The sequence below is a fragment of the Streptomyces sp. NPDC020845 genome, assembly GCF_044334165.1.
Lineage (GTDB): Bacteria > Actinomycetota > Actinomycetes > Streptomycetales > Streptomycetaceae > Streptomyces.
In genome coordinates this window covers 103,949-129,446 of record NZ_JBIRSJ010000016.1, presented here as the reverse complement: position 1 = coordinate 129,446, position 25,498 = coordinate 103,949, and the positions used below count along the sequence as shown (strand labels likewise).

The window sequence follows — 25,498 nt, the reverse complement described above, 5'->3', positions numbered from 1 at the left end:
ACAACGTACGGAGTAAGCGCGCGACAAAATAGCCGCGAAGGAGCACGGCCCGGACGACACGGCTCGGACAACACGGCTCGGACGACAAGGAACGGTGAACGGTACCGATGGCCAAGGAACGCAGCGGCGCGGGCGACCCGGCCCGCACCCTGGAACTGCTGTGGCGCGAGCCCGCACCCGCGGACGCGCCACCCCGCCGCGGCCCCAAGCAGGGCCTCAGCGTCGACGCCGTCGTCCAGGCCGCCATCGCGCTCGCCGACTCCGGCGGCCTGGATGCGCTGACCATGCGGGGCGTGGCCCAGCGGCTCGGTGTCACACCGATGACCCTCTATACGTACGTCCCCGCCAAGGCCGAACTGCTCGACCTCATGCTGGACACCGCCTATCTGGAGATGGAGCGCGCCGCGCCACTGCCGATGCCGGGCGCCCCCTGGCGCGCCAGGGTCGAGGCCGTCGCCCGCGAAAACCTGGAGCTGTGCCGCCGCCACCCCTGGGTGGCAACCTTGCCCGCCACCCGCCCGCCACTCGGCCCCGGCGTCATCGCCAAGTACGAGCACGAACTGGCCGCCTTCGAGGGCCTGGGCCTGGACGACATCGAGATCGACGCCGCGCTCACCTTCCTGCTCGACTTCGTCCGCGCCGCGGCCCGCGCCGAACTGGACGCCCAGGCGGCCGACCGGGACAGCGCGATGTCCGACGCGCAGTGGTGGGAGGCCCACGCACCCCTGCTGGCCAAGATCTTCGACGCCGAGCGCTATCCCCTCGCGGCCCGGGTGGGCAGCGCCGCGGGTGAGGCCCACCAGAGCCCGTACAACCCCGAATACGCGTTCCGCTTCGGCCTGGCACGGGTCCTGGACGGCCTCGCCGCACTCATCGAGTCACGAGCGGCCTCATAGCGGGCTCTTAGCGGGTCGTAACACGGCGGGCCGTAACACGGCAGGTCGTAACACGGCGGGCCGTAGCATGACCACGATGGACACCCCGCACACCATCGAGTTCCGTCTGCTGCGGCCCCACCGCTTCCATGTCATCGACCTCGTCGTGAACGGCACCCGCCTGCTCGATCTCGTACGCGAGGCGGAGCTGCCGTACGCCGTGGAGGAACAGCGCGAAAGCGAAGCGGACTTCGCGCCCGACCCCGTCCCGCTGCTCGCCGGGGCCTACGCGCTGCTGCGGACCGACGGCCGCGCCTGGCCCAGCCGCCATCTGCTGGGCGAGCCGACCGATGGGGCCGCCGACGGCTGGCGGGAGGACGAGACGCTGCTGCTGACCTGCCCGTGCGGCGTCGACGAGTGCTGGGCGCTGGTGGCCCAAGTCGAGGTGAGTGACACGGCCGTACGGTGGTCGGGCTTCCGCAGTGTCCGCCGCGACTGGGACCTGACGGGCCTCGGCCCGTTCACCTTCTCCCGGCGGCAGTACGAGGCGTCCCTGCGCGCCACCGCACGAGCCGCGCGGGAGGCGCGTACGGCACGTCGGCTCAGCGCAGCAGCAGCTGGGCGCCGCCCACCACGGTGGCCGCGATCACCAGCCGCTCGAAGAGCCGCTGGTTGATCCGGTCCACGACCGCCTTGCCCAGGAACGCCCCGGGTATGACGAACAGGGCCAGCGCCGCGTCCAGCAGCAGCGAGTGTCCGTCGATGAGCCCGAGGCCGACGCTGAAGGGCACCTTGGCGACGTTGACTATCAGGAAGAACCACGCCGAAGTGCCCAGGAAACCGAGCTTGCGGAAGCCCGCGGAGAGCAGATACATCGACATCACGGGTCCGCCCGCGTTGGCCACCATGGTCGTGAAGCCGCCGAGCACGCCGTACGACCCGGCCTTGAGCCGCGCGCTGCCCTGCCGCTCCCCTGCTTTCTCCACCATCCCCGCTTCGTGCGCCTTCCCCCCTTCGTCCGCCTTTCCGGCCGCACGCCGCCGCCACACCGTGACCGCGGCCATCAGCAGCAGAATCGCCCCGATCGAGGTGCGCACCGCGGCGTCGTCGGCCCACAGCATGAACACCGTGCCCGCCACCACCCCGGCGGCCACCGCGGGAAACAGCCGCACCAGCGTGGCCCAGTCGGCGTGGCGGCGGTAGGTGTAGACGGCGAACACGTCGCCGACGATGAGCAGCGGGAGCAGTACCCCGGTCGACTCGCGGGCCGGGAGTACGGCCGCGAAGACCGCGAGGCTGACGGTATTGGCGCCGCTGACGGCGGTTTTCGAGAAGCCGACGAGGGTCGCGGCCCCGGCGAGCGCGACGAATGCCCAGAGAGTGATGGTGTCCATGCCAGGGGCTTATGCTAAGCCCCCGTTTTCCGGCGCCACCAGGGGGCCATCTCTCCCGGCTCCTCTCCCGGTGGCTCTCCCGGTGGCTCTCCCGGTGGTCGACGGCCGAAAATGAGGTGCGGGGCGCCACCCGCCCCGCCACCAACCACCTGTCCCCCGCCCTCGTCGAAGAGCTGGAAGGAGCCCTGACGAGCTACTCGGGCGCGGTCGTCACCGTCACCCACGACCGCCGCATGCGCAGCCGCTTCACCGGCACCCACCTGGAGCTGCGCACCGGCCACATCACACGGCTCCAGGAGGTCGCTCCTGCGGCAGGGCCAAGTCGCTGTCATCACCTCGTACGTCGACGACCTGGCGCCGCTCCTGCCGCAGGCGGTGCGCGTACGGATCAGCCGCTCAGCGCGTCCAGGTCCATCCCCGCGATGCGCTCGGGGTCGGTGAGGATGTCGAGGGCGGTGATCCGGCCGCCCCGGATCGTGAACGCCATGACCGACACCACGCGCCCCTCCGCGACCGAGACCACCCCGGGCGAGCCATTGATCAGCACCGGGCGCGCGGCCTCCGCGATCCGCGCGAAGGTGATGGCCTGCGAGGCCACGTCCTGCGCGCCGCGCCGCAGCAGGCTCGGCCGCAGCGTGCCGCCATCGGAGCGGGCCACGACATCGGGGTCGAGGACGGCCAGAAGGGCGTCGAAGTCCCCGCCGCGCGAGGCGGTGAGGAACGCGTCCACCACCTCGCGTTTGCGGGCGAGATCGGTGTCGGCGGCAGGCGCGGCCCCCTCCACCCGGCGGCGGGCGCGGCTGGCGAGCTGCCGGGTGGACGCGGAGGTACGGCCCAGGATGGGGGCGATCTCGTCGAAGGGGACGGCGAACAGATCGTGCAGCACGAACGCCAGCCGCTCGGCGGGCGAGAGGGTCTGCAGCACGATCATCAGGGCGATGCCGACGGAGTCGGCCACCAGCATCTCCTGCTCGGGATCCACCCCACCCGGGCCGCTGACCACCGGATCGGGCAGCCGGATGGGACCGTCCTGCTGCTCCGGCAGCGGCTCCTCCCGCCGCGAACTGCGGGAGCGCAACATGTCCAGACACACCCGGCCCGCCACGGTGGTCAGCCAGCCACCCAGGTTCTGCACCTCGGAGACATCGGAACGGCTCAGCTTCAGCCAGGTCTCCTGGACGGCGTCGTCCGCTTCATTGAGCGAGCCCAGCATGCGGTAGGCCACCGCGCGCAGATGGGAGCGGTGCTCCTCGAATCGCTGGGCCAGAAGTTCTTTGTCGCTCACCCGTCACATCCTTGCGGTCCGGTCCGTCAGTGCAATGCCGGACGCTACCGCTGCGAGAGCAGGTTGCCGGTGTCGGTGCCAACCGATCCACGGTTCCGGGCCGCCGCAAGGCGCCCACGGCAGTCTGCAAGGTTTCTGCAAGGGTTCTGTCCACCCTTGCGGGCATGCCCCTACACGGCCGGTCACAACGCCCACCCTGTCGGCGGGTGTGCGGCCGCACAGCCCGGATCACGGGGGTCCGGGCGATCTCAAGGGGGGAAGCCATGTCAACGACATTCGGCCTCACAGGGTCCGTTCACTTAGACCGCGAGCCGTGGCTCACTGTTCGCGGCTGCAAGAAGGTACTCGTCGTCGTACAGACGCTCACTTTTGGGCAGCGACTGCTCGACGTCTTCTCGCTGCTGGAAGCTGACATGCGCGTCGAGGTCTTCTTCACCGTGGCGCCGCACGCGTTCGGTGAGGGAGTGACCCGATTCCTGCAGCGCCTCGGCAGCCCGGTGCTGCCCTGGCAGGAGGCTGCGAGGTCCGAGTTCGACCTCGCTCTGGCCGCCGGCTGGGAACACATCGACCAAGTACGCGCGCCTTTGATCCTGCTCTCTCACGGCGCGGGGCACATCAAACTGCAACGTGTCTGGCACGGCACCGACGCGCGTGAACGGCCGCCCGGCATGCTGGGGCGGGACAATCTCACCCGGAATGGAAAGGTACTTCCGGCGGTGCTGGGAGTCGCCCACCGCGACGAACTCGAGACGCTGTCACGCAGCTGTCCCGAGGCTCTGCCGGTGGCATCGGTAGTCGGAGACCCATCCTACGACCGGCTCCTCGCCAGCCTTCCGCACCGGGATGCGTATCGTGCGGCCCTTGGGCTGGACGAAGGGCAGAAATTGGTGGTGGTGGCCAGTACGTGGGGCGCTTCGGCTTCATTCGGAGGCTTCGACGCACTGCTGCCCCGCCTGCTCAGCGAACTACCGGCCAGGAAGTACCGCACGGCGGTTCTCACTCACCCCAACATATGGGCGGGCCACGGCAGGTGGCAGGTCCATGCCTGGCTCTCGAAATACCGTCGGCGCGGGCTCGCTCTGGTACCACCGGAGGTCGACTGGCGGGCAGTGCTGGCCGCCGCAGACTGGGTCGTAGGCGACCATGGCTCGCTCACCTCGTACGCCACGCTCATGCCGGTTCCCATCGTGCTGGCCCGCTTCCCGTACGCCGAGGTGCACCATGCCTCACCGGCCGCTGCTCTCGCGACGACCGCGCCGGTGCTTTCCCCGGGCCACCCCCTGGAGGAGCAACTTCACTACGCGGCCGCGGAATACCGGCGCGAAGAGTACGAAGCAGCTGCCGGACGGATTTCCTCCGAGCCGGGGCGTTTCCATCAGCACATCCGCAGGCTGATGTACCACCGCCTGGGAATCGGGCAGCCTGCCTACCAGCCGCTGACCGAACCCGCCCCGAAGCCGGCGCCGTTGGACTCATGGACAGGGTGGATCGAGGGAGCAGCGGCATGACAGCCTGTGCGGTCGCCGCGGTATGGGCAGGTGGCCAGGACGATTGGCGTATGCCGTCATCGAGGCTCGCCCGTCCCGAACTCACGACCCTGGAAGCAACACACCTGGCGGAACGCCGACGCTACACAGTGCGGCGCTGGCCGCTGTCCATCGTCTCGGATGTGACCGGCACATCGCGTGCGGAAATATCACGGACCTTGCTCGGGGCGTGGCACGGCGGGTCGGATCCCACGGACGTTCACTTGAGCGTCGGTCTGGGAGGCCCGCGGGACTCACTGTTGTCCGCGGCCGGCGACGTGGTCGGTCTTCAACGGCCGGAACAGACAGGTCGCGCCGTGCAGTGGGTGAGCCGGATCCTTTCCCAGTTTCCGGGGTGCCTCGTAACTGCTGCCCGGGACACCACGGGCGGTTGCGTGGCCGGCGCCCGGAACGGCGCGCGAATCGTAGCGTTTCCGGACAGGGCGCCAGGGCGGATCCTGACAAGAACGGAACTCTGGGGCATGGCATCGTTCCTGCACAGCCAACTCGTTCTCGGGCAGCCCTGGCAGACTCTTCGTTCCGTCGTTCTGAGCACCGCACGAGGACGCGTTGGTCCGGCAGATACGGCGTGTGAGCGTCGCCGCCTCCTTGTCCTGCCGCTGGCGGACTTTACGAGGGAGGAACGCTTGGCAGCCTAATTCTGCTCAGAATCACATGGAGGCGCCTCTGGACCAAGTTCCCGGAGGCGCCTCTCCACCCGTCTGGTGTCCATGGGACTAATGGAGGAATAGATCACACGAGAGCGCTCATAAAAGACCCGGGCCGCCGATTCGTCGGCCCCGTCGTGCGCCACTTGCCCAAGCATCTCCAGCGTCCTGGCGCGCCAGAAGTCGGATCCGGATACTCCGAAATCTTCCAGGGCCGCGTTCAACTCCCGCACCCCGCTCTCACGCCGCCCTTGCCTGGCCAGAGCAAAGCCCAGCAGGGAGCGGGCCCGTGTCGCGTCGTAGGTGTCGTCTTCAGCGATGAGTTCCGTCAGGGCTCGGTCGAGGTGGTCGATCGCCTTGCCGTGATCTCCCGCATCGAGGGCAAGCTCGCCAAGCCGCAACCGCGACAGCGCAGCGCCTCTCCGATAACCGATCGCCTCCCGGAGAGCAAGCGCGCGAGAGAAGCAGTCCTGGGCCTCGCCGAGTCGCCCCGCGCCCCGATAGGAACTCCCCAAGCCGTTGAGCGCCTGCGCCTCATCCCGAGTGTTACCGTCCTCGCGGGCGAGATCAAGTGCCTGCGTGAACCACACGATCGCGTCCTCATATCGTCCGACACTGCGCAGGCCGATGCCGCCAGAGGTCAGCATGCGGGCCTCGCCGGCGCGGTCACAAGCGCGCCGCGCAGCCTGGAGCCCGAGCTCATGGGCCTCGATCCACGAGTCGTACAACCGTAGGCGCAAGAACATCGGCCACATGGCATCCACCAACTGCCAGACCGTGGTCTCCCACCCTGCGTTCGCGGCACTGCGTACGGCTCCCATGAGGGCTTCTCTGTGCGTGCCCAGCCAAGCCAGCGCCGCGCCCTCGTCCATGAAGGAAACGGGAGCCGCGGGCGCGAACAGGTACTCACGTGAGCCCAGATTGCGGTGGCTCGGAGTCAGCACCTCCTCTGCCGAGGTCGCTACGGTCAGGCACCAATCCACAAAGCGCCGCACAGTCTCCGCCTGGACCGATGCGACCTCCTCATTACCGCGCTGGGCCGCATGCTGACGCACGAGGTCATGGAAGCGGTAATGATGCGCCCCGATCTCCTCGAGGAGATTCATATCTGTCAAAGTCTCCAGGAGTCCGTCGGCTTCGACCTCGCTCAGTGCGCATACGGCGCCCACCATCGCGGTGTCGAAGACGGCGGTCGGCAGCAGGCCCAAGCGCCGGTAGACGACCGTGGCCTCGCGCGATAACACCCCATACGACTCGTCGAGCACGGCCTGCAAGGTCCGCGCGCCCTCCACCCGCAGCGCCCCGAGCGGTCCAAGCCCTCTGGTCAACGACTCAACCAGGGAAGCCACGGATCGCTCGGGCCGAGCAGCGAGGCGCGCAGCGGCCAGACACACCGCCAGGGGCAGACAGGCGCACAGCACCACGACTTCATGTGCTGCCGATCGCTCATCGTCCACCCGCTCCCTGCCAACGCTGCGCGAAAGCAGCTCCACCGCCGATCCATGGTCCAGCAGCCCGAGTTGATGAAATGCAGCACCGTCGACAGCCAGGCCGGTCAGCCGGTTCCGGCTGGTTACCACGACCAGACTCCCGGGGGAACTCGGCAGCACAAGACGTACCTGCGCTGCGGTCAAGGCGTTGTCAAGCATGACGGCAAAGCGGAGGTCAGCAGTCATCGAACGCCAGAGCGCCGCCAGTTCGGGAAGTGTGGTCGGCACCTCTGTCTGCCCGAAAGCCCGCAACAGATGTCCCAGCACCTCGGCAGGGCCGGCGGGTTCGCCGGGGGTGAAGCCGTGAAGGTCCACATAGAGCTGGCCATCGGGGAACTCGGCTTCCCGCTCCCGTAACCAGCGGGAGACCAACGTCGTCTTCCCCACCCCTGCCGGCCCGCTGATCACTATGACATGAGGGGCGTCGGCGTTCCGCGACGCGCGCAAGCGCGCAAGCACCTGCAGATCGTCCTCGCGGTCAGTGAAGTGGGCAGGGACCGGGAGTAGCTGACGCGGAACCACGGTCCGTGCCGGTGGTGTCTGGTGAATATGAATGCCCCCGGCGATATCCCGGGCCTGCACGACGGAACCCCACACCTGGCTGCGGCCATCGATGACGTTGCGGTGTTCGGCCGCCTCCGATCGTGCGATGGCCCCCGCTCTCGCAGGACCGTCGGTGACCCAGCCGTGCAGGCTCTCACCGAAAGCGTCGTCACGATCGATGTGTCGGATCACGGCACACGCCAGCGCCCAGACATCATCCGCCTCGGCACCGCCTGCCACGACTCGCCGCCATGCCTCCGCCACCTCCTTGTCCGCCGCACGTGCAGGGCGGAGGAATGCGGCCAACGACTTCCAGGCTGGGGATTCACTCCCACCACTGAGCGCCAGCGCGAGGGCTTCCATGAGCGTCTGCTCCGTCACCGCTCCCCTTCCGCCCGCCTAGTCGCCACACTGCCCACATGTCACATAAGGCAGCAAATTTCAGACAAGAGTGACCCCTGCGGTCTAGCGGCAAGGCCAGGCCTTATGCCATTCTCATGATGACTGAAGTAACTGAGGGAGCAATACCGGCGGGAGGGCGCTGGTGGAGTTCCACATACTTGGCACCGTCGAACTGTGGGACGGGCAGCCCCGTCCCCTGGGCTCGGTCAAAGAACGCATCGTGCTGGCCTCTTTGGCCGTCGACATAGGCCGTCCGGTGCCGATGGACACACTGCTTCACCGACTATGGGAGGACTCCCTCCCGCAGCGCGCCCGGGAGAATCTCCGTACTTACGTCTCACGGCTGCGGCGCAGGATCAGTGTTGACCTCGATGCTCCAACAGTGACACAGCGGGCTCATACATACACCCTCCAGGCCGACCCGCAATCTGTTGACCTCCACCGCTACCTCAGCCTCATTGCCCAGGCACGCTCACTCGTCGACAGCGGCGACGACCAGCGGGCTCTTCGTCACCTCGACGAAGCCGACGAGGTGTGGCAGGGCGAGCCACTCGCCGGGCTATCCGGGTTGTGGCCGCAGCAGGTCCGCGATGCGCTCATCCTTCGGAATCTCGCCGCGGCCATGGTCCGAGCAGGCATCGCACTCCGACGCGGGCACTTCGCCGACCTCGTGGGCCCCCTGTCCTTGCTGACCAGTCAACACCCCAGGGATGAGGCGATAGCCGAGCATCTCATGCTGGCCCTGTATGGCTGCGGGAGAGCGACTGAAGCCCTCCGCATCTATCAGGAGGTCAGACGCGAGCTTGTCGAAGAACTCGGCTCCGAACCCGGCCAGCGGCTCAGGCATGTCCAGCAAAGCATTCTGCGCCAGGTCTCCGTCGGCGACCTGATACCAGGCAGCGCCAACTCTCACCTACAGCTCCATTCCACACCCCCACCCCAGAATTTACCGCGCCGAGTCGAGCTGGTTGGCCGGGACACCGAGATGGAGCTGATACATGCGGTTTTGAAGGCATCACAAAATGACATGCACGGAACAATCGCTTTGGAGGCGATCGATGGCATGTCCGGCGTGGGCAAAACCGCTCTCGCCATCCACGTCGCCTATGAACTGCGCCCCCTCTTCCCCGACGGCCAGGTCTATCTGGACCTGCGGGCACACGGCGGCACCCACAAACCCCTGACGCCCGATGCGGCGCTGCAGGCCCTGCTGCGCATCCTTGGTGTGCCCAGCCAGCGAATCCCGCAAGACATCGACGAATCCACGGCCCTGTGGCGCTCACTCCTCACGCAACGGCGGCTGCTTATCATTCTCGACGATGCTTCAGGCCCCGAACAAGTCCGCCCCCTTCTGCCAGGTGACTCCCCCTCCGTAGTGATAACGACGAGCCGCCGGCGCCTCGTCGGATTACCGGGCCTGCAGCACCTTTCCCTCGATGTACTGCAAGAATCCGACGCGATCGCTCTTTTTCGGCAGCGAGTTGCCGACGAGCGGACGCGAAACACCTCCGAAGTCGCAGAAATAGTACGACTCTGCGGATATCTACCCCTCGCCATCGAAATAATGGCCAGCCGATTGAATTCACACCCCTCCTGGAGCACCTCCGATCTCACTTACCAGCTGGTCTCCAGCAGCCGGCGCCTTGCCGAATTCCGCGACGGATACCGCGCAATCGCCCGGACCTTCGAATTCTCCTACAGGTGGCTGACCACCGAGCAACAGACCGCCTTCCGTCGACTCGGACTCCACACTGGCTCCGAGTTCGGCCTGCACGCCGCAGCATCACTCACCGGACTCAGCCTCGATGAAACCAAACATCTTCTCGAAGATCTTTTGAACCATAATCTCCTTCAAGAGCCCACCCCCCACCGCTATCGCATACATGATCTACTGCGAGAATACGCCCGCACCCTCGCCGATACCGAAGAGCAGGAACATCAGCGCGAGTTGGCCACCGGCCGCCTCATCGACTCCTACCTCTACCTGGCAGACCTCGCCGACCGTCTTGTTTATCCACATCGTCCACGCACGCCCGTGGAGGTGGCCTGCATCCCCGACGCGCCCGCATGGCCCGACCCAGCGGCCGCGCGGAGCTGGTTCACTCTCGAACGCGAAAACCTCCTGGTCACCATAGAGCAGGCCTGGCGAACAGGTCCCCCACATCGGGCAGCACTCTTTGCGCATGCGCTCGGCGGAATGCTGGACGCAGAACGTCACGGCCCCACCGCGGAGACGCAGCACCGCCAAGCAATCACTCACTGGCGCTCGTCCGGCGATCAGCTGGCGGAGGCACGCTCCCTCATCGATCTCAGTCTGACTCACGCTCACGCCGGAGATTACCCCCGGGCCATCAGCTCAGCCACCAGGGCACTTGAATTGGCCCGTGCCGGGAATGACGAGGAGACCGCCGCCGAGGCACTTCATCAGCTTGCCCTTCCCTACAGAAATCAAGGACTGTTCAAGAAGGCACTTGCGCTGCAGCAGGAAGCCCTCGACATTCGTCTCCGCACCGCCGGCCGTCACCAAATAGCGCGCTCACAGAACAATCTAGGTATCACCTATTTACACCTCGGCGACTACGACACAGCCCGCGTTTCCTTCCAAGCCGCCCTGGAGGGATTCCAAGTAAGTGGCGACAGACGCAGTCAAGCCCTCATGTACAACAATTTGGGCGACCTGCATCTCATTACCGAAAACCACGATCAAGCCCGCCGCTCCTATGAGAGAGCGATGGATCTTGCCCGCTCGGATGGTAACGCCGTAGACCGAGCGATCATACAGATGAACCTTGCGGACATCCTCCAAGTATTCGGTGAACTCGATTCTGCTCTCACTCTTTATCGCCAGACCCTGGCCATATTCCGCGATATCGGCGAAAAACGCAGCGAATCCGCGGCACTGAATGGGATCGGGACGGTGCTCCGGACCACCGGGCAACACAATGAAGCCCTTGCTCACCACGGCAGGGCTCTGGAAGTAGCCCAACAGATCGGGGCTACTTCCGAAGAAGTGAAGGCCATGCTTCAACTCGGACTCACAGAGTACCAACTCGGCCGCAAAGATGTCGCCACCGCTCACATCGAGGCCGCTCTCGCCATCGCGCACGACGCTCATGCCGCCACCGAAACAGCCAGCGCGCGGAAGATTCTTGCCGCATTCCGGAATGAGCGTTCGTAGGAACCAGCTCCCACTCCAGGCGAGCATTTAGACGAAATGTCCACTAAGTTCGCCGGATTTGGATCTACGCAACCCTCCCCACTACCCTTTCAGTAACCCTCTACCCGGGGTGCCAATACCCCCCGGGTATTCCATGCGGACACGAAGGATTTTTTGGTGGGGATTTTGCATCGAGTCGCCTTTTATGGCATACCCCTTGCAATTGCTGTAATTTCCGTCTCCGGCGTCGCAATGGACAAAGGCGACTCACACCAGCACCGGCAGGTCCGCCCGGTAGCATATCTAGCCCTCCCGTCGAGCGCCCAATCCGGCCGCGAGGACATGTGCATAGACTCCTGACCGGAGAATTCGACGGCACGGCGTAGCCTACAGACTCCATTGCCCTATTCAGATGGTACCGGGGTTACGCCGCGCCGAGAAACAGTCACCTTGAGCTGACCACGCACCCGACCGCCTCTTGAGGCGTGCGGGCCACGAGGAATCTCGGCCTAAGAGGGCGCGGCTCGAGCGCGGGCAGGACCGCCGCCGCTGTAGCCCCCGTCTGCGTGATCTCCCACTGCGGCTACGCCGGCAGCGTGCGGGGCAGAAATTGGCGAACAGTTCACGGCCTGGCTCGGCCACGACCACGGCCCCCTCATCGCTCGGTCAGCGCCCAGCGGGAAGCCAGCTGGGGGCAAGACCTGGTGGGGCCGTATTCACGTCACACTCCCGCCCGGGCCTCCACCACCTCCAGGTAATGCTGGTTGTACATCACTCCGAGGGTGTTCCCGAACGGGTCGACCACGGACGCGGTGACGAAGCCGGGCCCACGCTCGGTCGGCTTCTCGTGCACCGTGGCCCCCATGGACAGCAGCCGCTCGAAGGTGGTTTGTACATCGTCCACGTGCCAGTAGACCACCACGCCCCCGTCGCCGCCCGACCGGCCGGGCACGGCGAACCGGCGGTCGACGATGCCGAGTTCATGCTGGTAGTCGCCGATGCGGAACTCAACATACGCGGGTGTCCCCTCGACCGGGCGCACGAAGTACGGCTCGATGCCGAGCAGATCGGTGTACCAGCTCCGGGCGGCGGCGACATCGTCGGCAAAAAAGGTGACGGTGGTGAGTCCTCGCAGCATGAGGGTTCTTCTCCTTCGATCAGTGCCTGCTTCGAACGGCGATGTGACCATCCTCCGGCTTAAAGTGCTCACCAATTGAGCACTTTATGGGCGAGGCTGAAGACATGCGCGCCGACCGCCTCATCGCCACCCTCCTGCTCCTCCAGTCCCGCGGCCGGGTGACCGCCGCCGAGCTCGCCGACGAGCTGGAGGTGTCCGTGGCCACCGCCCGCCGCGATCTGGAGGCGCTGTCGGCGGCGGGCGTCCCCGTATACCCCCAGCCCGGACGCGGCGGCGGCTGGTCGCTCGTCGGGGGCGCCCGCACCGATCTCAGCGGGCTTTCGGCCACGGAGGCGCAGGCGTTGTTCCTGCTCGTCGGCCCGGCCGCGGCGGTCTCGGCCGAGGCCAAGGCGGCGCTGCGCAAGCTCGTACGGGCGCTGCCGCAGACCTTCCGCGCCGACGCCGAGGCAGCCGCCGCTGCCACCATGACCGACCCGGTCGGCTGGGGCGAGCGGGATCGCGGCCGGCCCGAGCTGGTGGAGCGGCTGCAGGACACTGTGGTCCGCCGCCGGAAGGTCCGCCTGACCTACGACAACCACGCCCGGGAACGGACGGAAAGGCTGGTCGACCCCTGGGGCCTGGTCGACAAGGACGACACCTGGTACCTGATCGCCGGCACCGAGCGAGGGCAGCGAACCTTCCGGGTCGACCGGATCATCACGGCCGACCCCACCGACCAGCCCGCCGACCGCCCCGACGACTTCACCCTCGCCACCGCGTGGCAACAAGTCGTCGGCGAGGTGGAGCAGCGGCGCTCCCACACCTGGGCCACCGTGCTCATCGAGGCACGGTACGTGGCCGTACTGCGCAACCACTTCGGGCGCCACTGCCACCTTGACACCGAACTCGACGAGGGACGCGCCCGGGTCCGCATCGCCGCGCCGACCCCGCTGGACATCGCCAGACACCTGGCCGGCTGGGGCGCGCTGATCGATGTCCTGGAACCCCCCTCCGTCCAGGCCGAACTGGCCCGGATCGGCGCCGAGCTCGCCAACCGCTATGCGGGCGGCCCGGCCGCTGACGCGTCCTGAACTCAGGGCAGGCGGCTCAGCCACCGGATTCATGCTCGGCCCAAGGTGTGTGCAAGGTCGACAGCGGATGGTCGTCGCGAGGCGGCCCTTCCGGACCGGACCACCGCTCCCTGGCGGCCGCCCGGTTCTCGGCGCAAGCCCCAACATCAGGAGGTAGCTCATGAATCGCTGGAAGGCCCTCACCTGCGCGGCCACGGCAGGCCTTGGCCTCACCATGCTCGCGTCCAGCCCAGCGTCAGCGGCCGCCGGCTTCTCCTTCGAGTTCGAGCGCCCGGGAACGCGCGTGGTCGGTAGTACAGACTGGTCCGGCGGCACCGTGTACGTCAGCGGCACGGTCAAGGACACGCCACCGGGGGATGGTTACTGCGCCTGGGTCCGCGTGGTCTTCCGCTACAGCGACGGAGGCTTCAACCGGATAGAGAGTCGCAAAGCGTGCGGCGCCAACAACCCTGCCGCGAGTTGGGCCTGGCACAGCTCCAGCCCCAACCTTGTGAACGTGAGCGTGCATGCGTGCAGTGGCAGTTCCAGCTCCTACTACAGTTCCACCTGCGACGACGGTGACATCGTCTACCAGCGCGTATGGATGCCACATCGTTGAGGGGTCAGTCGCCATCCCTGCGCCCAGGTCACGGCAGCGTCCAGATCTCCGTCGTCACGAGGTAGAAGACAACGCCCCAGAACACGTTCACCGCGGCGACGATGCCGAGGCCGACGAGGTTGGTCTTCGCCGCCGGTTCGTCCGGTGACGGCTTCAGCCACCGCTTGAGCAGCCGGTTCACGTAGTAGGGCATCGTCAGGAAGCTCATGAGGAAGCTCGAAAGCAGGTTGCCGACCAGCAGCCAGAGCCAGAGCGGCATCTTCAGCGGCGACAGGGCGAGCGTCAGCGGAACTACGGTCGGGTACAGGCCGACCCACACCGCGATGGCGGTTTTGGTCTCCGAAGGCGGCGGCGCTTCCTTGCCGTTCTCTTCGAAGGCGAACCAGCTGCCGAACGAGTCGTCGATCGTGCGCAGTTTGAAGTCGTTGGACTTCCGGCCTTCAGCGAGAATTCTCTGCACGCTCGGGCGACGTCAGCCACGCGTCGAGGTGCTCGGCGTTGTCGAATCGGTACAGCGTGGTCCATTCGTCCTGAAGTCCCTCGATGGGACGGAAAAGCTCGGTTCCGCGATTCGGGCCGCTGCGGTCGAACTTCTCCGGGAAGGACCGGCGCGCGCAGAGATATCGGCTATATCGCCGAACCGGTCGGCCTCGCCAAGCCCGCGCGCAGCCGCTGGGGGAAGGTGGCACCGGTCAGCTCCTCCGACACGGTCCACAGGCGGCGGGCCGTTTCCGGGTCGCTGGCCGCCACGGACCGGCCGACCAGCGTCGGGGCGCCGCGCATTTCGGCGAAGCCGTCCGGTCCGACGTAGGCCGCGCCGGGCAGGTCCTGGACCGCGGCGTACAGCGTCGGCCGCGCGCCCGCCTTGCTGTCCTGGGCGAAGACCCGGTTGCCCACCCGCATGGCCGCGCGGCGCAGGAAGCTGGCGTCGCCGCCCTGCAGGTTGGTCGCGGCCCAGCCGGGATGCGCGGCGAGGGCGCGTACGTGGGAGCCGGCCGCGGTCAGGCGGCGCTGGAGTTCCAGGGTGAAGAGCAGGTTGGCCAGCTTGGACTGGCCGTAGGCGGGCATCGGGGCGTACTCGCCCGTCAGGTTCAGATTCTCGAAGTGGATGTGGTTGTCGCTCGGGATCCGGTGCGCGCCGGAGGAGACGGTCACCACGCGGTCGGTGATATGCGGCAGCAGCAGGTTGGTCAGCGCGAAGTGGCCGAGGTGGTTGGTGCCGAACTGCATCTCGAAGCCGTCCTTGGTGCCGGCCTCCGGGATGTTCATGACGCCGGCGTTGTTGATCAGCAGATCGAGGTCGCCTTGCCAGGAGGAGGCGAACCGGCGGATCGAGGCGAGGTCGGCCAGGTCGAGCGGGCGCACCTCCAGGGTGCCGCGCGCACCGGTCACGGTCGCGGCGGCGGCCTCGCCGCGGCCGGTGTCCCGTACGGCGAGTACGACGTGGGCACCGGCCCGGGCCAGGGCGTCGACGGTGGCGAGGCCGAGGCCGCTGTTGGCCCCGGTGACCACGGCGGTGCGGCCGGTCAGGTCGGGGAGGTGTGTTTCGTTCCAGCGGGGTGGGTTCATGGTCTTCGGCATACGACCAATGTAGACATCGCAAACAATGATGTCAACGACAACAATGTAGACGCTGGTCACACCGTGGATAGACTGCTGGACATGAAGACCCGCCCGTACCACCACGGAGACCTGCGCACCGCGCTGCTGACCCGCGCCGAGCAGACGCTGCGCGACAGGGGCCCGGCCGCCCTGTCGCTGCGGGAGCTGGCCCGTGACATCGGAGTCAGCCATGCCGCGCCCAGCCGCCACTTCAAGGACAAGCAGGCCCTGCTGGACGCGCTGGCCCTGGAGGGATTCGACCGCTTCCTGGGGGCACTGACCGCGGCGCGGGAGTCGGGCGAAGCCTTCGCCGACCGGCTGGACGCGGTCGCACGCGCCTACGTGGGCTTCGCCACGGACAACGCGGCCCTGCTGGAGCTCATGTACTCGGTCAAGCACGAACCGGGTGCGTCCAAGGAGCTGATCGCATGCTCGCAGCGGCTGGCGGCGCTCGCCACGGGACTGATCGAAGAAGGGCAGCGCAGGGACGAGGTGCGCCCAGGGCCGGTGGAGGGCATCATGCTGCCGGTCATGGCCGCGATACACGGCTTCGCCACCCTGGCGGCGAACGGCACGCTCCCCGCTGAAGAGGTCGAGCAGGGCCTGGGCGCCACCATCGCGTTCGCCCTGCGGGGCTGCGCGGCGTAGCCCCCAGGCCCGGTCCTGCCTGTGGTCCGGCGCCTGCCTAGCCGGGCAGTCGGCCGGAGTAGTGGCGGATGTCGCCCTGGTCGCCGCCGAGGCCGACCGCCCACTCGGCCAGTGTCTCCGGCGAGGAGGCGTCCGAGGGGGCGTCCGAGGGGCCGTCGGCCAGCACTGCGGCGGCCAGGGTGGGCGGCGGCCCGGCGCGCTCGATGAGCTCCCGCCACTGCTCCGGGCGCATCGCCAGATACCGCAGGCCCGGTATCCGGGCGGCCACCTCGACGTCGCGCACCGCCGCCCCGGACAGATCCAACCCGTACAGCCGGGGGCAGCCCCGCAGCGGGGCCAGCGACACGGGCTCGGTCGACCGCACCGTCACGGCCGCCAGCGTGGGATGTCCCGCCAGTGGCGACAGCTCCGCGTCGCAGGTCACGTGCGCGTGGTGCACGGGGGGCTCCGAGGCCGCGCCCGCGCCCTCCGTTCCGCCGCCCTCCTCGCCGCCTTCCTCGCCGTCCGCGCCTTCGGCGGTGTCGCCGGGGAGCTCCGGCAGCCCGGCGTCGATCCACAGCTGTTCGGACGCGGCATCGCATCTGTAGTCGCCGCGCTCCAGCGCCGCGAGCTGCAGCCGCAGCAACTCGGTCACCGAGTCGGCCACGTACACGGGGCCGTCGTCATGGTGCAGACCCACCCGGATCACCTGGCCCGGGCGGCCACCTTCGGCCGGATCCATGTCCACGGCCAGGAAGTCACCGCCGGTACTCTCCGCGAAGATGATCCAGCCGGGGCGGTCGGCCGAGGACCGCGCCCTGGCCCGCGGCAGACCATCGGAGCGCACCGAACCGAGCGTGTGGTACTGCCAGGTGTCACCCGCCGCCCACCAGCGGTCCGCGTGGCGGAAGGAGACCAACTGGTCGAGATCGAGCCAGATATGGCGGTCGAAGAGCCGGGAGCCGTCGTCCCCGCCGTCGCCGTCGGCCACGGCGTACAGCGCGCGCAGGTCCTCCGGAAGTGGCGCGCCCAGCTTCCGCTCGTAGTCTTCGATCTCCTCGGCGTTCCAGGGGGCGGGCAGCACGTCCTCGAAGTGTTCGAGGCGGCCCGGCTCCCAGCCGAAGATCTCGGCCCGCTTGCGCAGATACGCCCACAGCAGCCGCACCACCTCCTGCGCATCTCCGGCCTGCGTCGGGTCCACGGGCCCGGGCTGGAGATCGCCGGCGTCGGGTGGCCGGACGTCGGGCCGCAATACGTAGACATGGCCCGGCCCTTGGGGCTGCAGCACGATGGCCCGGCTGGTCAGCGCCTCGAACCGGCCGTCGGGGTACACCACCAGCTCGATGGTCAGTTCGTCGGCCCTGGTGTCGTCCAGCTCGAAAACCCGCTGCAGCTGCTTGGGTGTCCGCATGGATCCGGGGCGTGTTCTGCCGTTCGCCAGAACATTGACCACGCCGTGGCTGCCGATGCCGTGCCGGTCGGCACGAGCGCTGATCGATGCCCGCTGCCACCCTGGAGGCGCCCCCTTGGCCATGCTGTGCGCCACTTGCTGCAGCAGTGCGGTGATCTGCGGGTTCTGCGGGTTCCGCGGGTTCTGCGGGCTGGTCATACGGCTCCCTTGCGGTTGCCCGGTTGCTCGGACTGGGTGTTACTCGGTCTGCGTGTGGGACCCATTCCAGCAGCAGTGACCGACAACTGGGCCCCGTTGCAACGGGATAGGCTCGATGACCCCCGGAAAGGAGACGCGGATACATGGTGGCCGGCTTCCACAGCTTCCATTGGCAAGGCTGCGAACTGCCCGACGCGGAACTGGAGCAGGCGCATGAGGAGCTGATGGCTCCGACCGAGGCGCAGGCGTACCTCCACGCCTTCCGCACCCTGCTCCACAGCGGACACACCGTCGCCGCGGGCATCGCGCTCGACCACTTCCAGTACTCCGGGGCACTGACCCGGTTCGGTGGCGAGAGCGCGGTCGAGCAGTACGGGGCCGACGTACTCGCCGTGGCCCGCGAACTGCTCCGCCAGCCGCCCACCCCCGAGGACGAGGACACCTCCGCGGGCGCCAACCACGCAAGCGCGCTGAACGCGATGATGAACCTCGCCGAAGCCGCCGACGTGGACCTCATCGCCGACGCCCTGGCCCTCGCCACCCATGCGAATGTGCGCTCCACCGCCTGTTCGGCCGCCACCACCGCGCTGGCCGCCGCCGAGACGCCGAGCCCGCGGCTGGTCGCCGCGCTCGGCGCCGTGGCCTTCGACGAAAGCCTCGAGGACATAGAGGAACGCACGGAGGCCCTGCACGCGGTGTTCGAGGCGGACGACCCCGAGGCGACGGCCCTCCTGGTCCGCGCCACCGAGTCGGGCGAGCGCCGGATGCAGGTCTACGGTGCCCTCGGGCTCACCACCAACGGCCGGTTCCATGACCACCGGGAACGTGTCGAGCGGCTGGCGGCCACCTGGCCGCAGGACGCGCAATACCCGGCGAGCCTGGTGCGGGAGGCGCTGACCGGGTTTCACAGCATCTACTGGCTCGGAGCCCGGCTGGACGACGATCCGGAGCTCGAACGCGCCCACGCGGAGCTGATGTTTCCCACCGGCAGCGACGACACGTACCACCGCGCCTTCCGCACCCTGCTCCACAGCGGAAACCCGGTGGCCGTGGGCATCGCGCTCGACTACTTCGAGAGCTGGCAGGGGCTGGGCCACTTCCTGAACTCAAGCGAGATCGAGGCGTACGCACCCGAGGTGGTCGCGCGGGCCTGGGAGGTGTTGGGCGATCCGCCGTCGCCACCCGAGCTGAGCCCGCGTACCGGCGAGGCCGCCAACCACATCAGCGCGTTGAACGCGATCGGCGCCCGCTGGCCGCAACCATCGGACGCGAGGCGGATCGCCGAGGTGCTGGAGCGGGCCACCAGCGACGGGGTGCGCGACAAGGCCCTCTGGGTCGCGTACGGAGTGCTGGACACGGGTGACGCGGATGACGTGGATGACGTGGATGACACGGACGAAGCAGACGACCGCGCGGCCGGGACGACGCCGGACGACCGTACGGCCGAGGCGGCCGACGGACCCGATCGTGAACGACTTGTCGACCTCGTCAGCCGCTTCGTGTTCGACCCGTCCCTGTCCGGCCACCACGAGATCGCACTCCGCGTGCTGGGCGACGCGCTGGGCCCCGAGGCCAACCCGCTGCTGCTGCGGGCCCTGGTCGGCGACGACTGGGACATCCACGTCCAGGCGGCCTGGTGGCTGTCCCGCCCGAAGCGCATCGACGAGCACCGTGAACTGCTCGAAGAGGCGGTGGAGGGCTGGCCGGTTGAGATCATGTCCTCAGCACACGACGCCGAGCTGGTCCGCAAGGCGGTGTTCGGGGGCATGCACAGCATCCACTGGGAAGACCACCGGCTCGCCGACCCCGACCTCTACCGCGCACACCGCGAACTGCGGGCGCCCAGCGGCGAGGAGACGTACCACCACGCGCTCCGCACTCTGCTCGACAGCGGACAGGAGGTGGCGGTGGGCATCGCGCTGGATCACTGGTACCACGACAAGGGCCTCGAAAGTCACTTCGGCGAGCAGGCACGCTCAGTCGACGCGCCGCAGGTGCTGGCCCGCGCCCGCGAGGCGCTGCACCGGCCCCCGGCACCGGCCGGCGCCGGCCACCTGAGCGCGTTGAGCGCGTTGGACGCGCTGCGCGTGGGGCGCTCGTGGGAGCCGGGCGACGCGGCGTTGCTCGCCGGTGTCCTGCGGCAGGCCGGCGACCCCGAGGTGCGCAGCTGCGCCCTGTACACGGTCAGCGGGTTCCTCTACGAAACGAACGCGGCGGACGAGGAGTTGATCAGCACCCTCGGGGCCCTCGCCCGCGACGGCAGCCTTCCCGTATCGCAGCGCACCCACGCGCTGGGATCGCTGCGGGATGCCCCGGGCGACGCGGCGACCGAGGAGTTGATGCGCGCCACCAGGTGCGAGGAACTGGAGGTGCAGGCCGAGGCCGCCCTGGGCCTCACCGACGAGCCCCGGCTGGCGGACCACCGGGCCCTGCTCACCCAACTCGCCGCCTCATGGCCGACGGAGGGGGCGCCCTGGGCCGCCGGTCTAGTACGCGAGAGCCTTGAGGCGCGGGACTGAGCGGGACTGACGCGGGACTGGCACAGGACTGACGCGGGACTGGCACAGGACTGACGCCGGGCTGACGCGCCACCCAGCGGGACCGGGTCCCGGGCCTGGTCAATGGGAAGACCGAGCCCGGGGCACAGGTGTTGCTACCCACCCGGCCCGCCCCTATGGTGGGAGCGCTCCCACAGCCAGAACATGCCCTCTCAGGGAGGCCCCCACATGCGCTTTCAGCGATTATGGCCACGGGTGTGGGCACCCGCGGTCCTCGTGGCCGTCGCAAGCCTGACGGCCACCACCCTCACCACCCAGGCAGGCGCCACCGGCAACCCCGGGACGCCCGCGACACGCATCGCCCCCGGCGTCGAGGACGACGGCGCCGACTGCGCCGTACAAGACCCGGGCTCTTTGACCGCCAACTCCAAGCTCCCCGACCCCTTCACACGGCTCAACGGGACACGCATCACCACCAAGTCCGACTGGCGGTGCAGACGAGCCGAGATCAAGAAGCTGGCGGAGAAGTACGTCTACGGCGAGAAACACGCGAAGCCCGCCAGTGTCACCGGAACGGTCTCGAACACCAACATCACGGTGAACGTGTCGGACCAGGGCAGGAGCTCCAGTTTCTCCGCCAAGGTCGAACTGCCCAGTGGTTCCGGCCCCTTCCCGGCCGTCGTGGTCGTAGGGGGATTCGGCGCGGACACCGCCACCATCAAAGCCTCCGGCGCCGCCGTCATCAGCTATGACCCCCTCGCGGTCGGCCGCGAAGGCACGCCACGGAACAACAAGCAGGGCGCGTACTACAGCATCTACGGCTCGCAGAGCAGCACCGGAGTGCTCATGGCCTGGGCCTGGGGGGTGAGCCGCATCATCGACGTCATCGAGCAGTCGGGCGGCAACATCCTCAAGGCGGACGCGATGGGCGTCACGGGTTGCTCGCGCTACGGCAAGGGTGCCTTCGCCATCGGCGCCTTCGACCAGCGGATCGCGCTGACCATGCCGATCGAGTCGGGCACCGCAGGGGCTCCCATCCTCCGCGGCATTCCCGGAGAGAGCGGTTCACAGCCCCTGAGCAGCGCCTACTCGGAACAGCCGTGGCTGGGTGACGCGTTCGGCTCCTTCACAGGCAACCCGACCACGCTGCCACTGGACACACACGAAATCGTGGCCATGGTGGCGCCGCGCGGGCTGTTCATCATGGAGAACCCGCATATCGACTGGCTGGGCGCCAAGTCCGGGAGCGTGGCGGCGCTCGGCGGGGCCGAGGTCTACAAGGCCCTCGGCGCGGGCGCCAACATCACGTACTGGTCCGACATCCAGGACGGCAACCACTGTGCCGTCAGGTCCGAGTGGAAGACCCCGTTGCAGCAGAACATCCAGAAGTTCCTGCTGAAGACGGGCAACGCCGCCGGCACGATCAGGATCTCGAGCAAGAAGCCGGGCAACCTCTCCGAATGGCGAACCTGGACGACTCCGACCCTCGCCGATTAGCCCAGCGGCGAGTGATTCGAGCGCCCCGGCTCCGTCGGGGCGCTCCGGCATCTCGGGCGCTACTCGGCCACGCCCGCAAAGCCGTAGTACAGCCCGCGGCCCGGGACCGGCAGCCCCACGGGCAACCGGACACCGGTCAGCTCGGGCACGGCGACGTCGTCCCATGACACGGTCGCGTCGACGAGGTGCCTGCGCAGGTCGATCGAGCTCACCTCGGCGCCGTCCACGTACGTGGTGAGCGTGGGGGTGCTGCTGAGCCCGGTCTCCAGCGCGAACCACTCATCGCATGCCCAGCGGATCTCGTCAGCGTCGGACGCGACGATGGTCGTGCCGTACCGCACGCTTCCACTCCATGCATCGTCCTCGAACACGTAGACGCTGTACGCGGCCGCCGCCGCTGATTCGCCGCTCACGCCGAGCAGTACAGCCAACTCGTCCAGTCCGGCCTCGACGGCGTGGCCGAAGGGACCGGCCGCGCGTATCCGGGCGTACAGCTCCTCCGCCTCGATCTGCCGCCGTCTGACGGTGCCCTCGTCCTCCCCGTACTGCTCCATGACGTCGGGGTTCATGTCCAAGACGGCCTCCCAGTACGAGATCTGCTGGGCCAGGCGCCCGGTCAGCAACGTCAGGGCCTCGATGCCATCCGGCCGTGCCTCCACCGCGGCGCGCAGCCAGCGCTCCTCGGGCCAGGTCTGGTCACCGTCGCCGGGAGCCCGCGGTTCCGATGCCGTCAGGCACAACAGTCGCCCCAGCTCCAGCGCGGCGTGGGCATCGCCCGCCATCGCGGTGGTCCGCAGCCGTGTGATCGTTTCCGCAGTGATCGCCATGGGCTGACGCTACTTGAGGCGAAGCGATCTCCGGCTGACAGGATGACGCCATGGCGAAACCCCAACCGATCAACTACGTACGGGTTGCTGAAGTCCTCACCGAACTCGGCATGATCACTCAGGAGACAGCGCAAAACGTCATAGACCAATTCGGCGACCTCGCGTACGGCGAACTGGACCCACGCCATGAGATAGCCAGCTCGCTCGAATCCTTCGGCCTGGCCGTCTGCATCCACGCCGATGACGTCGACTTCGCCGACCACCACTACGCATGGCTCCTGGGAGAGGCGGCAGCCCTCACCGGAGGCAAGGTCACCGTCGACAACTTCCGCTTCGACAAGGATGACCCGGACGACGAGGACGCCGGCCGCGGAACGATGTACTTCGAGCGCAACGGCAAGGAGCTCTCCTTCGACGTGGAGCAGGAGTCGAACGACTACCTCGACATGGGCGCGGCCCAGGCCGCCATCGAAGCGCTCAGCCCCGACGACGACCCCCGAACCTTCCGCTGCGTCGACAGTGGCCCCTACACCCTCGGATACGACGATGTCATGGTCCTGGCCACCGCCGAGCAGCGCGAAGGGCTCTTCCAGCACCTCGGCATCACGTTCCGCGAAGCGTGGTGAGATGCCTACCGGTCTGACGGCAGGGCAGGTTGTCGTACGCCGGTGGAAGGAGCCCACTGCTTTGCCGGGGGCTGGAGATGGCCACTCGCCGTCCGTGCCCGCCTGCGCGGGGGCCGCTGGAGGAGTACGCGGCCGGTTCGATGACCGCTTCGTCAGCCTGGCCCAGCGGCGCGGCTTTCGCGAGTAGCCGACACCGTAGGAACGCGGTTACCGTGCGCAGATGTCGTACCGACTCGACGCTGTCATAAGCGACTTCGACCGCTTACGAAGCTGGGCCGAAGGAGCGACGGAGGCGGTGGTTGCCCCGCTCGCGCAACGTTTGGGGCTGATGCCACTGCCCACCGCGCTCCGCAGTGATCTGCCGCGAACCCTGTGTGCCCTCTCACAGGGCGGACCGGTGGCCCATGTGAAAGCGGACTTCTGGGGCGGCGACGGGCATCAGGCTGCTGCCTTGTGGCGGGCTGGTGTACAGGTATGGGGCCCAGTGCAGACGTCGGAATTCGACGGTCCGCGGGAGGACTGGCCAATCAACGCGGCGCTCGCCCGGCTCGGCGTGGTGTCGGCCGGCCCCGGCGCGCCGGACTATCGCGACCTGTTCGTGGAAGTAGGCCTTGGCCAAGGACGGGACGAGGAGGACTGGCGCTGGGCCGCCCTGAAGGCGTACGACGCGGCCGACTACGACGAGTGGTACGCGAGGGAGCAGGCCAAGCGTGAGTACGAGGAGCGTGCCGCAGCCGAGCGAGCCATTTATGAGCGGCTGCCCGGCATCCCGGTGCCCCTCAACGGCAAGGAAATCATCGCCCTGCTCGGCATACCTCAGGGTCGCACGATAGGGGCGGCCATCCGCCACCTTCAGGAACTCCACGTCGACCGCGGCCCTCTGTCCCGCGAGGTAGCCGAAGCCGCACTGTGCGCCTGGGCAGCAGAGCGAGGCCTGCCCCCTCAACGAACCGGTGAAGACACCGTCCCCACCGGTTCGTAACCCGGCTTCCGCGGACTGCACCGCACCCGATGGAAGGGGAGCGGCTGGCCCGGTGTCCCGGTTCCTTGGCCCGGCGGGAGGCCGAGCTCAGGACAGGCTCCGCTGCGCTCCGCCGCAGCTGCTGCCGCGCGGTGGCCGACCACTCCATTCAGCGCTGCGCTGGACCGGAGGCGCACGAGCGCGACGAACGGGCCGGCGACCGCTGGACGGCATGGTCCGGACGCCGCGTGCGTGCATCGTCTCGCGCCTTCGGCGCAAAACGGCCAGCAGCGGGAAGGGGAGGGGGCGCCGGAGGCATCGTCGCCGTCCATCCCAACGGGTCCTCACCGGCCGACGGGCGGCGGCCGACGGTGGATGGTCGCCCGGAGCGGTGGACGCCGGGCTCTCCCCCCGCCCCCTCTCAAAAAAACACTTGCTCTGCATCAAGTACTGCATCAAGCGATTATTTAAGAAGGGGTGGAGGGAGAGCCGATCCCGCCCGCCGGTGCCCGCCCTCCGTCGCGCTCCCGCACCCCGGCCCGGCGCACCGCTGGACTGACCGGGCAGCCACCGCGCGGCAGCAGCTGCGGCGGAGCGCAGCGGAGCCTCTTTGAGCTCAGCCGCCCGCCGGGCCGAGGAACCAGGACGACAGGCCAGCCGCCCCCCTTCCCCCTTCTCGCCGGCGCTTTGGACCCGGAGGGTCCGAGACGAAACCCGCACCCGCCCGCACCGAATGCCGCGAGACGGCGCACAGGCGCACGCGGAGCGAAGCGAAGCCAACCCGCAGCCAACAGCGCACAGCAGTCAACCCGAACCGAAAACCTCAGTAGCGGTACCAGGGAGCCGAACGGTCGCGGTGCAGCGGGCACTCGCAGGGCGGGAACTGGCTGGACTGCAGGGGTGCGAGCTTGTCCTTGATCATGACGATCACCTTGCCCAACTCCTCCGTGACCGCGCCGGTTTCCGAGGACACGCGATACACGCGCATCGTCATCCGCGGGCCGTCGGGCTCGGCCTGCGTACGGCGGGAAATCCCCTTGCCTCGGGCGGTGACGCGCTCGATAGGTTGATCCATGTCGACCTGCTTCCTACGTCGGGTTGGCCC

The 25,498-nt window shown here is 68.2% G+C and carries 20 protein-coding genes; 11 read left to right on the top strand and 9 right to left on the bottom strand.

Going from position 1 to position 25,498, the window contains the following annotated elements:
• Positions 1 to 107 precede the first annotated feature (107 nt).
• Together ACH4U7_RS37825 and ACH4U7_RS37820 are read left to right on the top strand one after the other, a co-directional pair.
• Positions 108 to 896 carry a TetR/AcrR family transcriptional regulator gene (locus tag ACH4U7_RS37825; RefSeq protein WP_398532295.1) on the top strand — a complete coding sequence of 263 codons (789 nt, stop codon included), beginning with the start codon at positions 108 to 110 and terminating at the stop codon, positions 894 to 896.
• 76 nt (positions 897 to 972) lie between these two features.
• On the top strand, positions 973 to 1,551 hold the full coding sequence (locus ACH4U7_RS37820) for a hypothetical protein (RefSeq protein WP_398532294.1): 579 nt from the start codon (positions 973 to 975) through the stop codon (positions 1,549 to 1,551).
• Here the strand turns inward: ACH4U7_RS37820 and ACH4U7_RS37815 are convergent.
• Together ACH4U7_RS37815 and ACH4U7_RS37810 are read right to left on the bottom strand one after the other, a co-directional pair.
• Positions 1,478 to 2,269 (bottom strand): sulfite exporter TauE/SafE family protein, encoded by a 792-nt coding sequence (locus tag ACH4U7_RS37815; RefSeq protein ID WP_398532293.1) that lies wholly within the window; start codon positions 2,267 to 2,269, stop codon positions 1,478 to 1,480. The two genes, ACH4U7_RS37820 and ACH4U7_RS37815, sit on opposite strands and share 74 nt — an antisense overlap.
• Before the next feature lie 388 nt (positions 2,270 to 2,657).
• Positions 2,658 to 3,554 carry a sigma-70 family RNA polymerase sigma factor gene (locus tag ACH4U7_RS37810; RefSeq protein ID WP_398532292.1) on the bottom strand — a complete coding sequence of 299 codons (897 nt, stop codon included), beginning with the start codon at positions 3,552 to 3,554 and terminating at the stop codon, positions 2,658 to 2,660.
• Positions 3,555 to 3,817: 263 nt separating this feature from the next.
• On the opposite strand from ACH4U7_RS37810, the gene ACH4U7_RS37805 reads away from it, so the two are divergent.
• The gene (locus tag ACH4U7_RS37805) at positions 3,818 to 5,062 is read left to right on the top strand and encodes a hypothetical protein (RefSeq protein ID WP_398532291.1); all 1,245 of its coding nucleotides are present in this window, start codon (positions 3,818 to 3,820) and stop codon (positions 5,060 to 5,062) included.
• Positions 5,063 to 5,735: 673 nt separating this feature from the next.
• Here the strand turns inward: ACH4U7_RS37805 and ACH4U7_RS37800 are convergent.
• On the bottom strand, positions 5,736 to 8,162 hold the full coding sequence (locus ACH4U7_RS37800) for a tetratricopeptide repeat protein (RefSeq protein ID WP_398532290.1): 2,427 nt from the start codon (positions 8,160 to 8,162) through the stop codon (positions 5,736 to 5,738).
• 163 nt (positions 8,163 to 8,325) lie between these two features.
• On the opposite strand from ACH4U7_RS37800, the gene ACH4U7_RS37795 reads away from it, so the two are divergent.
• Positions 8,326 to 11,361 (top strand): tetratricopeptide repeat protein, encoded by a 3,036-nt coding sequence (locus ACH4U7_RS37795; protein ID WP_398532289.1) that lies wholly within the window; start codon positions 8,326 to 8,328, stop codon positions 11,359 to 11,361.
• Positions 11,362 to 12,061: 700 nt separating this feature from the next.
• On the opposite strand, the gene ACH4U7_RS37790 is transcribed toward ACH4U7_RS37795, so the two are convergent.
• Positions 12,062 to 12,478 (bottom strand): VOC family protein, encoded by a 417-nt coding sequence (locus ACH4U7_RS37790; RefSeq protein WP_398532288.1) that lies wholly within the window; start codon positions 12,476 to 12,478, stop codon positions 12,062 to 12,064.
• A gap of 86 nt (positions 12,479 to 12,564) precedes the next feature.
• Between ACH4U7_RS37790 and ACH4U7_RS37785 the strand changes: the two genes are divergently transcribed.
• Positions 12,565 to 13,548, top strand: coding sequence for a helix-turn-helix transcriptional regulator (locus ACH4U7_RS37785; RefSeq protein WP_398532287.1), 984 nt, complete (start codon positions 12,565 to 12,567; stop codon positions 13,546 to 13,548).
• Positions 13,549 to 13,708: 160 nt separating this feature from the next.
• Positions 13,709 to 14,146 carry a hypothetical protein gene (locus tag ACH4U7_RS37780; protein WP_398532286.1) on the top strand — a complete coding sequence of 146 codons (438 nt, stop codon included), beginning with the start codon at positions 13,709 to 13,711 and terminating at the stop codon, positions 14,144 to 14,146.
• 28 nt (positions 14,147 to 14,174) lie between these two features.
• On the opposite strand, the gene ACH4U7_RS37775 is transcribed toward ACH4U7_RS37780, so the two are convergent.
• A complete protein-coding gene (locus tag ACH4U7_RS37775; RefSeq protein ID WP_398532285.1) occupies positions 14,175 to 14,606 on the bottom strand; it encodes a hypothetical protein in 432 nt (143 codons plus the stop codon).
• A 167-nt stretch (positions 14,607 to 14,773) separates the two neighbouring features.
• Positions 14,774 to 15,727, bottom strand: coding sequence for an oxidoreductase (locus ACH4U7_RS37770; RefSeq protein WP_398532284.1), 954 nt, complete (start codon positions 15,725 to 15,727; stop codon positions 14,774 to 14,776).
• A gap of 81 nt (positions 15,728 to 15,808) precedes the next feature.
• On the opposite strand from ACH4U7_RS37770, the gene ACH4U7_RS37765 reads away from it, so the two are divergent.
• Positions 15,809 to 16,396, top strand: a complete 588-nt coding sequence (locus ACH4U7_RS37765; protein ID WP_398532283.1) for a TetR/AcrR family transcriptional regulator — start codon at positions 15,809 to 15,811, stop codon at positions 16,394 to 16,396.
• A gap of 37 nt (positions 16,397 to 16,433) precedes the next feature.
• Here ACH4U7_RS37765 and ACH4U7_RS37760 read toward each other — a convergent pair whose 3' ends face one another.
• The gene (locus tag ACH4U7_RS37760; protein WP_398532282.1) at positions 16,434 to 17,984 is read right to left on the bottom strand and encodes an SMI1/KNR4 family protein; all 1,551 of its coding nucleotides are present in this window, start codon (positions 17,982 to 17,984) and stop codon (positions 16,434 to 16,436) included.
• A 143-nt stretch (positions 17,985 to 18,127) separates the two neighbouring features.
• Here ACH4U7_RS37760 and ACH4U7_RS37755 point away from each other — a divergent pair, with 143 nt between their 5' ends.
• The gene (locus tag ACH4U7_RS37755; protein WP_398532281.1) at positions 18,128 to 20,503 is read left to right on the top strand and encodes a hypothetical protein; all 2,376 of its coding nucleotides are present in this window, start codon (positions 18,128 to 18,130) and stop codon (positions 20,501 to 20,503) included.
• A gap of 207 nt (positions 20,504 to 20,710) precedes the next feature.
• Positions 20,711 to 21,979, top strand: coding sequence for a cellulose-binding protein (locus ACH4U7_RS37750; RefSeq protein WP_398532280.1), 1,269 nt, complete (start codon positions 20,711 to 20,713; stop codon positions 21,977 to 21,979).
• A 59-nt stretch (positions 21,980 to 22,038) separates the two neighbouring features.
• On the opposite strand, the gene ACH4U7_RS37745 is transcribed toward ACH4U7_RS37750, so the two are convergent.
• Complete coding sequence (locus ACH4U7_RS37745; RefSeq protein WP_398532279.1) at positions 22,039 to 22,806, bottom strand: hypothetical protein; 768 nt, start codon at positions 22,804 to 22,806, stop codon at positions 22,039 to 22,041.
• A gap of 50 nt (positions 22,807 to 22,856) precedes the next feature.
• Between ACH4U7_RS37745 and ACH4U7_RS37740 the strand changes: the two genes are divergently transcribed.
• Together ACH4U7_RS37740 and ACH4U7_RS37735 are read left to right on the top strand one after the other, a co-directional pair.
• Entirely contained in the window at positions 22,857 to 23,432 is a 576-nt protein-coding gene (locus ACH4U7_RS37740; RefSeq protein ID WP_398532278.1) for a hypothetical protein, read from the top strand.
• 220 nt (positions 23,433 to 23,652) lie between these two features.
• Complete coding sequence (locus ACH4U7_RS37735) at positions 23,653 to 24,414, top strand: hypothetical protein (RefSeq protein ID WP_398532277.1); 762 nt, start codon at positions 23,653 to 23,655, stop codon at positions 24,412 to 24,414.
• A gap of 802 nt (positions 24,415 to 25,216) precedes the next feature.
• On the opposite strand, the gene ACH4U7_RS37730 is transcribed toward ACH4U7_RS37735, so the two are convergent.
• On the bottom strand, positions 25,217 to 25,468 hold the full coding sequence (locus ACH4U7_RS37730; protein ID WP_398532276.1) for a hypothetical protein: 252 nt from the start codon (positions 25,466 to 25,468) through the stop codon (positions 25,217 to 25,219).
• Positions 25,469 to 25,498 lie beyond the last annotated feature (30 nt).